This window comes from Butyricicoccus sp. AF35-5AC (genome assembly GCF_003477715.1).
Lineage (GTDB): Bacteria > Bacillota > Clostridia > Oscillospirales > Butyricicoccaceae > Agathobaculum > Agathobaculum butyriciproducens.
Genome location: NZ_QUDX01000002.1, coordinates 302,430 through 316,883 on the forward strand (window position 1 = coordinate 302,430; position 14,454 = coordinate 316,883).

The 14,454-nt window shown below is 58.5% G+C and carries 15 protein-coding genes; 10 read left to right on the forward strand and 5 right to left on the reverse strand.

Going from position 1 to position 14,454, the window contains the following annotated elements; genetic code table 11:
• Positions 1–388: 388 nt before the first annotated feature.
• The 5 genes from DWZ82_RS04750 to DWZ82_RS04765 form a co-directional block, all read right to left on the reverse strand.
• The gene (locus DWZ82_RS04750) at positions 389–1,315 is read right to left on the reverse strand and encodes an ROK family protein (RefSeq protein ID WP_158575088.1); all 927 of its coding nucleotides are present in this window, start codon (positions 1,313–1,315) and stop codon (positions 389–391) included.
• Positions 1,312–2,052, reverse strand: coding sequence for a phosphatase (locus DWZ82_RS15095; RefSeq protein ID WP_158575089.1), 741 nt, complete (start codon positions 2,050–2,052; stop codon positions 1,312–1,314). The genes DWZ82_RS04750 and DWZ82_RS15095 overlap by 4 nt, the downstream gene beginning before the upstream one ends.
• Before the next feature lie 107 nt (positions 2,053–2,159).
• Entirely contained in the window at positions 2,160–3,665 is a 1,506-nt protein-coding gene (locus tag DWZ82_RS04755) for a D-alanyl-D-alanine carboxypeptidase family protein (RefSeq protein WP_118479154.1), read from the reverse strand.
• Positions 3,652–3,894: a hypothetical protein gene (locus DWZ82_RS04760; RefSeq protein WP_118479156.1), complete on the reverse strand. Its 243-nt coding sequence runs from the start codon at positions 3,892–3,894 to the stop codon at positions 3,652–3,654. The genes DWZ82_RS04755 and DWZ82_RS04760 overlap by 14 nt, the downstream gene beginning before the upstream one ends.
• 92 nt (positions 3,895–3,986) lie before the next feature.
• Positions 3,987–5,009 carry a sporulation protein gene (locus tag DWZ82_RS04765; protein ID WP_118479158.1) on the reverse strand — a complete coding sequence of 341 codons (1,023 nt, stop codon included), beginning with the start codon at positions 5,007–5,009 and terminating at the stop codon, positions 3,987–3,989.
• A gap of 117 nt (positions 5,010–5,126) precedes the next feature.
• Here DWZ82_RS04765 and DWZ82_RS04770 point away from each other — a divergent pair, with 117 nt between their 5' ends.
• From DWZ82_RS04770 to DWZ82_RS04820, 10 genes are all read left to right on the forward strand, one after another.
• Positions 5,127–5,387 carry a YabP/YqfC family sporulation protein gene (locus DWZ82_RS04770; protein WP_116705406.1) on the forward strand — a complete coding sequence of 87 codons (261 nt, stop codon included), beginning with the start codon at positions 5,127–5,129 and terminating at the stop codon, positions 5,385–5,387.
• 16 nt (positions 5,388–5,403) lie between these two features.
• Positions 5,404–6,627, forward strand: coding sequence for a sporulation protein YqfD (locus tag DWZ82_RS04775; protein WP_118479160.1), 1,224 nt, complete (start codon positions 5,404–5,406; stop codon positions 6,625–6,627).
• Positions 6,628–6,647: 20 nt separating this feature from the next.
• Complete coding sequence (locus DWZ82_RS04780; RefSeq protein ID WP_118479162.1) at positions 6,648–7,070, forward strand: hypothetical protein; 423 nt, start codon at positions 6,648–6,650, stop codon at positions 7,068–7,070.
• Between the two features lie 391 nt (positions 7,071–7,461).
• Positions 7,462–8,469: a PhoH family protein gene (locus tag DWZ82_RS04785; RefSeq protein ID WP_110436320.1), complete on the forward strand. Its 1,008-nt coding sequence runs from the start codon at positions 7,462–7,464 to the stop codon at positions 8,467–8,469.
• Complete coding sequence (gene ybeY, locus DWZ82_RS04790) at positions 8,469–8,960, forward strand: rRNA maturation RNase YbeY (protein ID WP_116705409.1); 492 nt, start codon at positions 8,469–8,471, stop codon at positions 8,958–8,960. The genes DWZ82_RS04785 and ybeY overlap by 1 nt, the downstream gene beginning before the upstream one ends.
• 3 nt (positions 8,961–8,963) lie before the next feature.
• Positions 8,964–9,431: a diacylglycerol kinase family protein gene (locus tag DWZ82_RS04795; RefSeq protein ID WP_118285623.1), complete on the forward strand. Its 468-nt coding sequence runs from the start codon at positions 8,964–8,966 to the stop codon at positions 9,429–9,431.
• 230 nt (positions 9,432–9,661) lie between these two features.
• Positions 9,662–10,558 (forward strand): GTPase Era, encoded by an 897-nt coding sequence (gene era / locus DWZ82_RS04805; protein ID WP_118479168.1) that lies wholly within the window; start codon positions 9,662–9,664, stop codon positions 10,556–10,558.
• Positions 10,559–11,314 (forward strand): DNA repair protein RecO, encoded by a 756-nt coding sequence (gene recO, locus DWZ82_RS04810; protein WP_118479170.1) that lies wholly within the window; start codon positions 10,559–10,561, stop codon positions 11,312–11,314.
• 82 nt (positions 11,315–11,396) lie between these two features.
• Positions 11,397–11,783, forward strand: coding sequence for a hypothetical protein (locus DWZ82_RS04815; protein ID WP_118479172.1), 387 nt, complete (start codon positions 11,397–11,399; stop codon positions 11,781–11,783).
• Between the two features lie 102 nt (positions 11,784–11,885).
• Positions 11,886–14,279: an endonuclease MutS2 gene (locus DWZ82_RS04820; protein ID WP_118479174.1), complete on the forward strand. Its 2,394-nt coding sequence runs from the start codon at positions 11,886–11,888 to the stop codon at positions 14,277–14,279.
• Positions 14,280–14,454 lie beyond the last annotated feature (175 nt).

The window sequence follows — 14,454 nt, forward strand, 5'->3', positions numbered from 1 at the left end:
TAGAGCAATAAGATGAACAAAGGGCTGACCTGTGGGTCAGCCCTTTATGTTGGTGCATTTTGGGAATAATTAGTAGTTAGGAATTAGGAATTGGCGCAGTGGGAGGGAATGACGCGCCGTACTGGAAAACGAGTTGCGCGGCACAGTCATGCCGCGCCTACGGAGAGCAAACCGTCTGTGTAGCAGTACGGTAGGCGAGAACTGCGAAAAGGTGGAGAAAGACACGCAAGAGTAACCCGACTGCCGTTCTCTTTTTCGAAGCGGTCGCCGGTCTCTGGTCTGCGCCAGACTATCTTAGGAAAGGGGTGAAAATCAGAGGGTGGAAACCTTGGTGTCTACCCTCTTGTGCCCCTGCCGGGCAGGCAAGATTCGTTCGCTTCGCAAGCGATTACTCTACAAGCATCGCTGCGCCCACCAGACCTGCGTCATTGCCGAGCGACGCACAGACGATCTCGGTATTTCGGTTCTCACCGCGGAAGGTCTGCGGGAAGGTGAGCCGCCGCAGCGGCTCGAGCAGCTTTTCGCCGTAGCCCGCCAGTCCGCCGCCGAGCACGATGCTCTCCGGCTGGAACAGATTCACAAAACTTGCCAGACCGTTCGCCAGATTGTCGCAGTATTCGTCGAACAGCTCCTGCGCGAGCGTGTCACCTGCGTCTACTGCATCGCAGATCTGCTTGGCGTTCAGCTGACCCTTGTGTACGGCAAGCACGCTCTTTCGTCCGTCCTCGAGCGCACGCTCGGCAAACCGCACGAGCGAAGCCGCCGAGCAGTACGCCTCCAGACAGCCGCGCCGTCCGCAGTTGCACGGCTCGCCGTCCTTTCGGATAACCATGTGCCCGATCTCACCGGCAATGCCGTTGCAGCCGGTGTACAGCTGGCCGTTAATGATAATGCCGCCGCCAACGCCGGTGCCGAGCGTTACCATCAGCATGTTGCGCGTGCCCTTGGCCGCACCGGCAGTCGCTTCGCCGAGCGCGGCGCAGTTTGCGTCGTTATCCAGATGCACCGGACAGCCGAACTCAGGCAAAAACGCATCCGCAAAGCTGACGTTATTCAGACCCAGATTGGTACCGAACCGCAGGGTGCAGGTTTTTTTGTCAAACGAGCCGGGCACGCCAATGCCGATTGCCGTTACGTCCTCTACCGCACAGCTGTGCGCCCTGCACAGCGAGAGCGCCAGCGTTTTCATATCTGCTTTCAGGCCGGCTGCGTTGCCGGTCCGGGTCGGAAGGCTGTCTTTGCACAGCAGCGTGCCGTCCTCGGTGCAGAGCGCCGCCTTGACGGTCGTGCCGCCCAGATCAATACCGATTCTCACAGCAAATCCTCCTCGTCGAACAGATGCAGGCCGCGGCCCTTGAAATAGTTGTTCAGCCGCTCCACACTGCTGTTGATGATCAGCTCCTCCGGGAAACCAATTTCCTCGAGCATTTCCAGTGCGCCCTCCACATGACCGACGCGGTAGCAGATATGGCTGTCGCTGTCCACCGAGATAGGCACCTCATACTTCATGCACAGGCGGGCGATGTCCATGCAGTTGTCATGGCTGCCCTTACGGATGGACAGAGATGCGTTGTTGATCTCGACAATCTTGCCGTGGTCGTTGCAGCGGCTGATGATGTACTCGTGGTCGAACGGGAAGTTGGAGTTGCCGAGGTGGCCGAACGCGTTGACATACGGGTTGTACAGGATAGCCTCGAGCGCCGCCGTGTGCACACTGCTGTCCACCGGCGGGAACATGCACTCGTGGAAGGAGGCAAGCGCAAACTCAATGGGCTTGAGACTCTTGTTGGAAATGACGTTGATGCCGCCTGCCGGAGCGGTGATGTCGAATTCGATGCCGCGAATGACCGTTACCTTGCCGATCTTGCGCGGAATGAGGTCAAGGTTGGAGAAATGCCACTCGTGCGGGCCGTCCGGATTGGTGGGGCCGTGGTTGGTGATGGCGATAGCCGCAAGACAGCGGTCCTCGGCCGCCTGCACCATTTCGGTGAGCGTGCTGAACGCGTGGTCGGTTACATTGGTGTGGGTATGTAGGTCTGCGATGATTTGCATGGGAAAAGGCTCCTTTTGACGTATGATTTTTTGGGGGGAAGATGAAAGGCGGACACATGGGTCCGCCTCTGTATTTGCAGTTCGCTGAACCGCCGGTATGCGATTGTTTATCGGCGGTGTCTGCGAGGATAATCATCGTTATCGTAGCGCTTGCGCATCGCCTTGCGGCGACGGCGGCGCCGGATTCCGCCGAATGTGATGTTGAACAGAATGTACAGCACGATGAAGATTGCGGCTGCGATCAGCACGATCTTGAATACGGTGCTCTGAAAGAAATGGCTCAGCTTGTCCGAGTAATAGAGCACGCGGCTCATTTCCACATCGCTGAGCGCGACCAGCTCGACCGTGCCGTAGGACGTGCCGTTGCAGCTGTATGTCATGCTGCCGATCACATCGCCGGCCTTGATGGGCGCGTCAACGGCTTCCGGCAGATTGGGTGTCGCTTCCAGCGAATCGGTCTCTACATCGGCAGGGAGCAGCGCCACCAGATCGGTTTTCGCGGTCAGCACCAGCTGATCGGTCTGCGTGGACAGGTCCACCTTTACATGGGCGAGCGTGTCGCCCTTTTTCGCAACGGTCTTGGTTTTAAAGTGGGTGAAGCCCCACTTATACAGCGATTTGGTATCCGTGAAGCTGGCCGCTACCGTCGGGTACTCCTTGGACGAGGTGGCACTGCCGAGCACGACCGAATACAGCTTGGCATCGCCGTACTCCGCGTAGCCGACAAAGCAGTTGCCCGCCTGCGAGGTGTGTCCGGTTTTGATGCCCTTGTTGTACGGGTATGACCACGGGTTGAACGAGCTGAAGATCAGCTGGTTGGTGGTGAAGATGATGCGCTCCTCGTGCATATTGGTCTTGGGCATACGGTACTGCACGGTGTCGATAATGTTGGTGAATGTGTCGTTCTTCATGGTCTCGCGGGCAATGAGGTACAGATCACGGGCGGTGGTGTAGTGATCTTCCTCGTGCAGGCCGCACGGGTTGCTGAAATGCGTTCCGGTGCAGCCGAGCTCCTCGGCGCGGGTGTTCATCATGTCCACAAAGTGCTCGCTCGTGCCGCCGACATGGCGCGCGAGCATGTACGCTGCCTCGTTTGCGGAGGGCAGCATGAGCGCATACAGCAGGTCGATGACGCGCACGGTCTCACCGACCTTGATGTCTGCGTTCGAACTGTCTGCTGTAACCTTGGTGAAGTCGCCCTGTTCGGCCGTGACGGTCTCGTTCAGATCCTTGACATTCTCAAGCGTCAGCAGCGCGGTCATAATTTTGGTCGTGGACGCCGGATAACGCTTCTTGTCCGCATTTTTCTCATACAGCACCATGTCGGAATCCGGGCTGATGAGCAGGGCGGCGGTAGCCGTTACGGCCGGCGCTTCGCTTGCCGCTGCGATAACATCCTTGTCATTGTCGGCGGTCATGTCCTTGGTGTCCTTGGAATCCTTGCTGCCCGAATCGGTGGACGAGGTGTCCGTGCTGTCGGAATCCGACTGGCTCGATGAGGTATCGCTCTCGTCATTCACGGCATAGGCGTGGGTGATCGGCGCCGCACCGAGCAGCAGCGTAAAGCACAGCGCCAGTGCGGTAAGACGGTTTTTGAAATTATTGCTCTTCATCGGTATCTCCTAAAGAAAAATCGACATCGGTGAAGTGCCCGCGCAGAACCGCCGGCTTGGGCGGGGTGCGCCGCAGCGGATCGTAGCGGAAGGAACGGCAGTGATCGGTGCCGTTTACCACACCGCGTTTGCGGCAGGCAATGCGTTCGCCGTCCGCCAGCGGAGAGCCGTGCGCGCAGTAGGTGCAGCGCGGTTCTATATTTTTTCGCAGCAGCTTTTTGAGCCTCATGCGTAGGGTCACTCCAATCGGTTAAAATCAGTGGTAAAAGTGTCCTGTCGAGTGGTGTCGGTCAATACAGGACGTATATAAAATATTATATATCATTTCCTGCGCTTTTTCCACCCCCAAATTGGATACAAAGCAGAAACGAACAGCACAGCAAGCGTATACCGGAACCGTACCGATAACGGTGTCAGCTCCGGTGAGGAAACCGTCAGCACGGCAGGCGAGAGGGAAAACAGGAAAGCTGTCAGCACAGCTGCGAGCGTACCGTGCAGCAGCTTTGCGGCAAACAGGCCGCGAACCGGCAAATCGTGTGCTTCCGCGAGAGCGCGCACCTGAAACTGCACAGCCAGTCCGCCAAATCCCAGCAGGAAGGACGCAAGCGTCAGCCGCGTCCTGCGCGGCAGCGTCAGCACCGCCAGCTCGTCTAAGCCGTTGGTCAGCTCGATCATGCCGTCCAGTGCGTTTCCGTACGGCAAAAGTGCCAAAACCGGCGAAAGCAGCCGCAGCAGGATGGAAAACATGGTCAGAAATGCCGTTACCGTCAGCGCCGTGGACGCTGCCTGCTGCACGGACGCGCAGAAAATAGAGGGGAATGAGGTGCGGTTCCGGTTATGGATACGCTGCGACACGGCAGATAACGGGGTACGCGCGAAAAACAATCCGACGAGCAAAGCCGAAACGATATGTATCCCGTACAGCATCGCGCCTGCCCGCGCGGAGCCGAACACGCCGAGCCCTACCAGTCCGATGCAGAAGCCCGGACTGGCGCAGTTGCAGAACCGGTTCACGCGCTCTGCCGCTTCGCGGGAAAGCACACCCTCGGAGAGCAGCGCACATGCGGTCGCGGCGCCGACCGGATACCCGCCGATGAGTCCGAGCACCAGAGCAGGCGCAGCCTCGGGCGGCAGGCCGTATAAGCGGGCAAGCGGCTTTGCCAGCAGCGGCGACAGCCGCGCGGTATCACAGCGGACAAGCAGTCCGCTGACAACGAAAAACGGAAATAAAGCCGGTAAAGCCTGCACTGAGGCTAAAGAAAGCCCCTCGCGGACACCATCCGCGCAGGCAGTCGGGCAAAGCAAAAACGCGGCAAAAAGAGCCAGCGATAAGAACAGCTTCATAGCGTCACCTCGGAACAGTGTATGAGAAGCAGGAAAGTTTCAGTACGCTGATACATAACATATACCGTTATACCTGCCCTACGGAGAAGGTAAAATGCGATATGAAGGTGGCGCGATATGCTGAAAGATAACTTATACGCCGAACTCATGGAGGACCTCCACCCAAACCGCCCGCGCGTGGAAATCCTCGGAGACAGCCGGGTGATCGTGGAGAACCACTGCGGCATACAGGAATACGACGACAGCATCCTGCGCGTCAGATGCCGCGGGTGCGAGGTACGCATTCTGGGTGCAGACCTGGAGCTGACGGCGCTTTCCATGGACGAACTGGCGGTGATCGGCGTGATTTCGTCGGTGGAATACATCACGACCGAGTGAGGAAGGAGGGGCGCGAATGATCGGGCGGCTGTGGCTGCTGGCTTGCGGGCAGGTGCGCGTGCGCGTGACAGGCGCAAGCCTGACGCGGTTTCTCAACCTGTGCGCGGCGCAGGGTATCACGCTGCGGCAGATGGACCGCACGGCATGGAATGAGCTGCACGCAACCCTGTCCATCCGGGATTTCCGGACGCTCAGGCGGCACATGGGCCGCACCGGCTGCCGCGTGCATATTCTCCGGAAACGCGGTCTGCCGTTCCTTGCGGCGCGTCTGTGTCCGCGTACGGCGCTCTGGGGCGGAGCTATAGCGGCAGCGGCGCTGTGCTGGCTACTCGGCACGCATGTATGGGCGATACAGACCGAGATCGCACCGGCGATAGATGAGGTGGCTGTCATGCAGCAGCTGAGCGAAATGGGGGTGCATATCGGCATGCCCATCAAGGACCTGAACACCCGTCAGATACGGTGGAAGATGATGCAGCTGCAGCCGAATATCACGTTTTTCTCGCTTAATCTGCGGGGCAACAGCCTGACCGTGGTCGCCTACGGCAGTACCGACCCGCCGGAGGTACTGGACGAGCACGCGGTCACCAAGGTGGTGGCCGCGCGGGACGGCGTGGTAACGCAGGTGCGTGCGCTCGAGGGACAGCCAATGGTGCAGGCAGGAGATGCCGTGCAGACCGGTGATACGCTCATCAGCGGTCTGGTGGAGCCGACACGCGAAGGCGGGAAGTACCGCACAGCGCATGCGCACGGCACCGTGCAGGCATACACCACGCATACGGTTCGGGCAGCGCGGCCGCTCACCGAGCAGAGAAAGCGGTATACGGGTAAAATTCGTCATCAATATGCACTGGTGATGGGAAATAAACGGTTAAATTTCTATATTGGCAGTGGAATTGCAGGGGGTACTTGTGATAAAATAATAACGACCAGACATTTTTGGCTGTCGGACAGCGTGGTGCTGCCGGTGGCGCTGGTCACACAAACGTATACATTCTACGAGCGGGAGCCGACGACGCGCACCGCCGAGGACGTGCGGGTGGCTATGCTGTCGCGCGCACTGGGCGAGACCGCCGCGGATATCGACGGCATGGTGACGAGCCACAGCGAAACGCTCACCGAGCAGAACGGCGCGGCTGTGCTGTACCTCACCGTCCACGCCGAGGAGCAGATCGGCACCGAGGCCGTGGATGACAGTACCGTTCCGGAGGAAAATGCGGAGATGGAGCAAGTGCCGTAGAGACAGAAAAGGAGACGCCTATGAACCGTAAACCCGCGACGATTCTCGCAGGACTGAGCACCGCAGCGGCGTTTGCTGCTAACGGCTCGGACTGGCTTCACGGCGGTTCCGCGAGTGCAGGCAAATTCTGCGTCAGCGCGGTGTTTATCGTGCTGGTATCGCTGCTGGTGTATGCATGGCGGAAAAGCAATACCGCAATGTGTCTGCTGACGATTGCATCGGCTCTGATTTCGATTGGAGCGGCATCCGGTTTGCTTATGACGGTGGATATCCTTCCGGCAAATTCGGTGCTGCTGCCGTTTACCGTGTTCCTCGTGCCGTTTTTCGGCGTGACGAATTTTATGACGTCCACAGCTGCCGCAATGTTTCTGCCGACGGCGGTTTCGGTGGTGTGGCTGATTGTCGCGGTTGGAAACTGGATTCACAATTGGAAAAACGTATGATTTTACGTTGTGTGGGCGAACAATGTTCGCCCCTACGGTTAGGCAATGTGCAGATCGATTACAACGGTGCGCTGAGTCGTACCCCAGGGCACCTTCTCTTGCGGCGTTGCCGCAATTCACCTTGCCGCACCCTACGGTAAAACATCATGTATTGCTGCAGATATATGAAAATTAACTGTATGTAACCGTATGCAACTGTATGTTGAACGAGTTATTGCAACAGATACATACACTTGCATACAGTTTATTTGATAGATAAACACTATCCGCAGGAGAGCAGGTAACGACAGGAAAAACGCCTGCCTCCTGCCTTGCACGGATGAAAACTAACATTTAATTCCTAACTCTAATTACTAATTAAACATAAGAGGGTGTAATCATAGAACAGGTAATGCAGATTGAACAAACCGAACTGCTGATGGCAGTATTCGGTGCATTTGACGAAAACATCAAGCAGATCGAGCGGGAACTGAACGTCTCGGTCATCAGCCGCGGAACCGAGCTGAAGATCACCGGCGAGGACGAAGGCGTGTCCATCGCTGCACGCGCGATTACGGCGCTGCTGGCCATGGCAGGGCGAGGAGAATCCATCGGCACACAGACCGTGCAGTATGTGATCGGGCTGGCGAAGGACGGCCGCGAGAGCGAGGTCCACACGATGAGCCGCGATGTGCTGTGCATCACGGCCAAGGGCAAGCCGGTCAAGGCGAAAACGCTCGGCCAGAAAAAATACATGGAGGCTATCCGCAAGAACACCATCGTTATGGGCGTTGGCCCTGCCGGTACCGGCAAGACCTATCTCGCCGTTGCGGCGGCTGTTGCGGCCTTTCGGGACAAGCAGGTCTCCCGCATCATCCTGACCCGTCCGGCGGTCGAGGCGGGCGAAAAGCTCGGCTTTCTGCCCGGCGACCTGCAGAGCAAGGTAGACCCGTATCTGCGCCCACTGTATGACGGTCTGTTTGACATGCTCGGCGCGGAAAACTTCACCAAGTATCAGGAGCGCGGCTCCATCGAGGTTGCCCCGCTCGCGTATATGCGCGGACGTACGCTTGACGACAGCTTCATCATTCTCGATGAGGCGCAGAATACCACGCCCGAGCAGATGAAAATGTTCCTCACCCGACTGGGATTCGGCTCCAAGGCAGTCATTACGGGCGATATTACCCAGATCGACCTGCCGGACGGCAAGCAGTCCGGTCTGCGCGAAGCGCTGCGCGTGCTGGACGGCGTAGAGGGCATCGCCCAGTGCTTCCTGACCGAAAAGGACGTTGTGCGCCATGAGCTGGTGCAGCGCATCGTCAAGGCGTATGCAGAGTATGAAAACAAAAAGGGCAAGGGCAAGCCTGCCGCAAAACCGGCAGGAAAGCGCCTTCCGACCCGCCGCAAGGAGGGAAAATGATGAATCATCAGATCAATATCGGCTTTGAGACCGAGGTAGCAGACGAAAACAGCGTACGTGAGCTGATCCGCACCTGCGCCGAGCGTGTGCTGACGAGTGAGCAGGTGGACTTTGACGCCGAAATCGACGTTACCGTTGTCGATGCCGACGCCATCCGCGAAATGAACGCCGAATACCGAAATAAGGACGCCGTGACCGACGTTCTTTCGTTCCCGATGTACGAGTTCCTCAACGGCGAGCCGCAGGAGGAGCTGGAGGCCGAACCGGACTCCGGCTGTGTCATGCTCGGTGATATGATCCTGTGCTACACGCGCGCCTGCGAGCAGGCGGAGCAGTTCGGGCACTCGCCTGCAAGAGAGTGCGGCTACCTGACCACGCATTCCGTGCTGCACCTGCTCGGCTACGACCACGAGCGCAATGACGAGGACACTCGCCTGATGCGCAGCAAGGAAGAGGACAACCTTGCGTTCCTCGGCCTGACGCGGGACTGAGCCATGAAAAAGAATATCCGAAAACTGAGCGAGAGCTTTCTGCACGCGTTCCGCGGCCTGCGGCTGTGCATCCATGACGAGCGCAACTTCCGCGTGCACATGACGGCGGCGTTCTACGTCATCCTGTTCGGTGTATTCGGCGGCGTGAGCATGACCGAAGCGGCCATCCTGTGTATCTGCTTCGGCCTTACCATGGGCGCGGAGCTGCTGAATACCGCCATCGAGCGCCTGTGCGACAAGCAGGCGAGCGGGTATGACGGCATGGTACGCAACGCGAAGGATATCGCGGCGGCAGGTGTGTTTGTGTGCGCGGCAGCGTGCGTCGCGGTCGGCGCGTGTATCTTTATCGGAAACGGCGTGCTTGCGGCAGCCATCAAATTTTTGTGGTACAGGCTGTGGCTTGGCATGGCGGTTGTGGTCACCGTGCCGATTGCTGTCTGGTTCGTGTTCCACTTTGGAAGAATTCAATAATAATGGAGAATGGAGAATTCGCACAAGGATAGCTCGTCGCAGCGCGGACGGAACTCGCGCAAGGATAGCTTGTCGCAGCGCGGACGGAACTCGCGCAAGAATAGCTTGTCGCAGCGCGGACGGAACTCGCGCAAGAATAGCTTGTCGCAGCGCGGACGGAACTCGCGCAAGGATTGCGACATTTTCAATTTTCCATTCTCAATTCTCAATTACTGTACTGGAGATAAATAATGAGCAAGATTACAAAAACTGCGGTCGTATCCGTTGTAGGACGGCCGAACGTGGGCAAATCCACGCTGACAAACAAGCTGGTCGGTCAGAAGGTGGCCATCGTATCCAGCAAGCCGCAGACGACGCGCACGCGCATCACGGGCGTACTCAGCCGCGGTGAAACGCAGTATGTTCTGCTGGACACCCCGGGTCTGCACAAGCCGCGCTCCCGTCTGGGCGACTACATGTGCAAGGTGGTGACGGACACGGTTTCCGAGGTGGACGTTGCCGTTCTGGTGGTAGAGCCGATCCCGAACATCGGTCCTGCCGAGGAAACCCTGATCGCACAGATCAAGCAGCATCACATGCCGGCAATCCTCGTTATCAATAAGATCGACACCGTCAAGAAGGAAGAGCTGCTCGCTGTCATTTCGACCTACGCGGCAGCGCATGAGTTCGACGCGGTTGTGCCCATCTCGGCACGCACCGGCGAGGGCGTAGAGGAGCTGCTCACCGAAATCGACAAATACGCCATCGAGGGCCCGCAGCTGTTCCCGGAGGACATGGTATCCGATCAGCCGGAGCGTCAGCTTGTCGCTGAAATTATCCGCGAGAAGATGCTGCGCCTGCTTGACCGCGAGGTTCCGCACGGTGTAGCCGTCGGCATTGAGCGCTGGAACGAGCGCGAGGACGGTCTGGTGGAGATCAACGCGGTGATCTACTGCGAAAAGGCCAGCCACAAGGGCATTATCATCGGCAAGCGCGGCGCGATGCTGAAAGAAATCGGCCAGCAGGCGCGCGCGGACATCGAGCGCATGCTGGATGCCAAGGTATTCCTTGAGCTGTGGGTCAAGGTCAAGGAGGGCTGGCGCAACAACCAGTACCAGATGCGCAACTTCGGCTACGAGGATCAGTAAATGGCCGAGGTCAAGCTGCGGGCACTCGGTCTGCGCGAGGTGGATTTCGGTGACTTTGACCGCTATTTGACCGCACTGACCGAGGACGGCCGCAGGATTGAAATCCTGTGCAAGAACGCGCGGCGCGGAAAAAAGCAAAATCCGGCGGCACGGCAGCTGTGCTACTCGGAGTTCATTCTGTCCGACAGAGGCGGCAGCTACACCCTGCGGGACGCCGACCTGGTACACTCGTTTTTCGCGCTGGCAGGCGATATTGAGAAGTACGCGCTGTCGTGCTACTTAAACGAGCTGACAACCGCTCTGACTGTGCCGGATTTTGACAATCCGGCCTTGTGCCGTCTGCTGCTGTACGCGCTATACGCACTCGAGGGCGGCAAACGCGACCCGGAGCTTGTCAAGGCGGCGTTCGAGTGGCGCATTATGGCCGAGAGCGGCTACGCACCGGATTTAACCTCGTGCGGCGTGTGCGGCGAGGTGATCGAGAACCCGCCGGTGTGCTTTTCCGTTCGGGCGGGCACAGCCGCGGACGCAAAGTGCGCGAAGCGTGTCGGCGGTTATACACAGCTTGTGGACAGTACCCTGCGGGCAATGCTTCATGTGCTGACAGCCGAGCCGAACAAGGTCTATGCGTTCGCGCTCAACGGACCCGCCAGAGAGCAGTTCTGCAATATGGCGGAGGAATATGTCAAGTACCACCTCGGACGCGGGTTCGAAAGTCTGCAGTTTTATCAATCGCTGCAGGTGCCTATAAAATAACTGTGTAAAAGAGTGTAGAAGTGATGAGCCTGCACGATCTATCATCAGATATGCAAACCTATCCCGAGAAAGGAGCAGCGGTATGGATCGCAAAGCAGTTTCCATGTGGAAGGTAACCAAAAACCTGATTCTTACAGACGTCTGTGTGATCGCCTTGTTCTGGCTCATACCGAGCGCAAAGATGCTCGTGCTGTCGCTTGGTGTACTGTGCGCCGTCGGATATATGCTGTGGCTGGGACGGTGCTTCCTGAACGACTGCAAGGCCAATCTGCCGAATGAGGACTATCAGCGCATTGCCGCCGAGTTCGGCTTTATCTGGTGCTGGAACCCCGGTCGGAGAGAACAGTGGCAGTACACCGCCGAGGAAAGCGGCGAGACCGGTGCGGCGCTGCTGCGCATCTGGCGCGGGAATATGGTGCTTGTCATCGTGTCGCTGGCGGTCATGGCGGTGCTGGTTTGGATGGGGTAAACGCAGTTATAAGATAATGCACAGCTATATCGCAGGGTGCGACGACCTCGGCGCACCCTGCGAAAGCGAATAAACAACAAGAAGATTTTACGGGAGTTTGAAATGAACAAATTAGGCGAAAAATCCCTTAAAACACTGGAATACTACGAAATACTGGAAAAACTGGCCGGACAGGCGGCATCGCAGGCGGCAAAGGAGAAATGCCGCGCGCTTCGTCCGCTGGACGACCACGAGCAGGCCGAGCTGTGGCTGCAGCAGACCACGGACGCGAAGGACCTGATGGTTCGTCAGGGCAGTCCTGCCTTTGGCGGCATCCGAGAGGTAGGCGCGATCCTGTCCCGCGCGGACCGCGGCGGCACGCTCAACCCGCGCGAGCTGCTGGCTGTGGCAAGTCTGCTGCAGACCGCGCGCCGTGCCCTGCTGTACGATGCTGAGCACGAAACCAAGACCACGCTCACGCCTGTTTTCGGTCTGCTCTCCGGCAACCGCGACCTGGAGGAATCCATCACCACCGCCATCATCTCCGAGGAGGAGATCGCGGACGGTGCATCTCCCGAGCTGTTGAGCATCCGGCGTGAACTGCGCCGCGTGTCCGGCAAGGTGCGCGAAACGCTCAACCGCATGATCTCGGGTGAGCGCTCCAAGTACCTGCAGGAGAATATCATCACCCAGAGAAACGGCCGCTTCGTTGTGCCGGTCAAGGTGGAACACCGCGGCGATGTGCCCGGTCTGGTGCATGATACCTCGTCCACCGGTGCGACCGTGTTCGTCGAGCCGCAGCAGGTCGTGGAAATCAACAACCAGATTAAGGTGCTCGAAGGCCGAGAGGAAAACGAGATCGAACGCATCCTCGCGGAGCTGTCGTCGCGCGTGTCCATGTACAAGGGCGCCATCGAGCAGGACTACGATGCGCTGACCACGCTGGACTTCATCTTTGCGCGTGCCAAGCTGTCGTTCGACATGAACGCCTGTGCGCCTGTGCTTGTTGAGGACGGCAGCCGCTGCAAGCTGCTTCGCGCGCGTCATCCGCTACTGGATAAGGACAAGGCGGTGCCGATCGACATCGCCATCGGCTATGATTACGACACCCTCGTCATCACCGGCCCGAACACCGGCGGCAAGACGGTTTCGCTCAAAACCCTCGGTCTGCTGTCGCTCATGGCGGCCAGCGGCCTGCATATCCCGGCGAACGAGCAGTCGGAAATCGGCCTGTTTGAGCATGTTTACGCCGATATCGGTGACGAGCAGAGCATCGAGCAGAGCCTGTCCACGTTCTCCGCGCACATGAAGACCATCGTGTCTATTATGGACTGCTGCGGGCAGGGCGACCTCGTGCTGTTCGACGAATTGGGTGCGGGTACCGACCCGGTTGAGGGTGCGGCTCTGGCGGTTGCCGTCATCGGCTATGCCCGCCAGATGGGCGCGTGCGTTGCTGCGACCACGCACTACGCCGAGCTGAAAACCTTTGCGCTGACCACGGACGGTGTAGAAAACGCCTCCTGCGAGTTTGACGTCAAATCCCTGCAGCCGACCTACCGCCTGCTGACCGGCATTCCGGGCAAGTCGAATGCGTTCGCGATTGCGGCTCGTCTGGGTCTGCAGCCGACCATCATCGAGCGGGCGAAGGAGCAGGTCTCCACCGAGGATGCCCGCTTCGAGGACGTTCTGGCGGAACTGGAGCGCGAACGCCGCCGTGTCGAGCAGATGAAGGAAGAAGCACAGCGCATGCGCTCCGCTGCTCAGTCCGAGCGCGACAAGATGCGCGCCGAGCGCGATGCTGCCGAGGACCGTGTGGACAAGATGATGGAGAGCGCCCGCGGACAGGCGGACAACATCCTCAAAAACGCCCGCATGACGGCGGAAACCGTGTTTGACGAGCTGGAAACGCTCAAAAAGAAGGCGCAGAAGAAGAACGCCGACCAGAACCTTGCGGCAGCCAAGGCGGCGCTGCGCGGTGTCATCACCCAGACCGAGAACGAACAGCGCCGCGGCATTCAGAAGCGCGTTGTCGAGGCTGATGAGGTTCGTTCGGTGCAGAAGGGCGACCGCGTGCGCCTGCTCAACGTCGGCGGCGTCATTGCGACCGTGCTCGCTCCGGCGGACAGGGACGGCAGTGTGCAGGTGCAGGCCGGCCCGATGAAGATGACGGTCAAGGAGAACGAGCTGCGCCTCGTGGAGGAGAAGAAGAACGCGCCTAAGCCCAAGCCGCAGCCGCGGCGTGACGCTCCGCGCAGAGAACTTAACATCCGCTCGGCGGAAAGCGAGGTTGATGTGCGCGGCATGAGCGCCGAGGAGGCTCTCTTTGAGGTGGACAACTTCCTGTCGCGCGCCATCATGGCCGGACTGCCGTCTGTCACGGTCATCCACGGCAAGGGAACCGGCGTGCTCCGTACGGCTGTGCAGCAGCATCTGCGGAAAAACAAGCGCGTCAAGAGCGTCCGCAGCGGTGTTTACGGCGAAGGAGAGCAGGGCGTAACAATCGTCGAATTGCGTTGAGGAAATCACGCACAGTTTACGCATAGATTTCTTTTAATGAATTATGTGGTATTGCCCTAAAAATACCTGTTTCAGGAATCAAAAACCGGTGAATAGGGCATAATGCCCTATAAATCAGTACGTTTTTTGAAAAATTCATCTAAAAAGCAAAGGGCACATATGGAAATAATCCTTG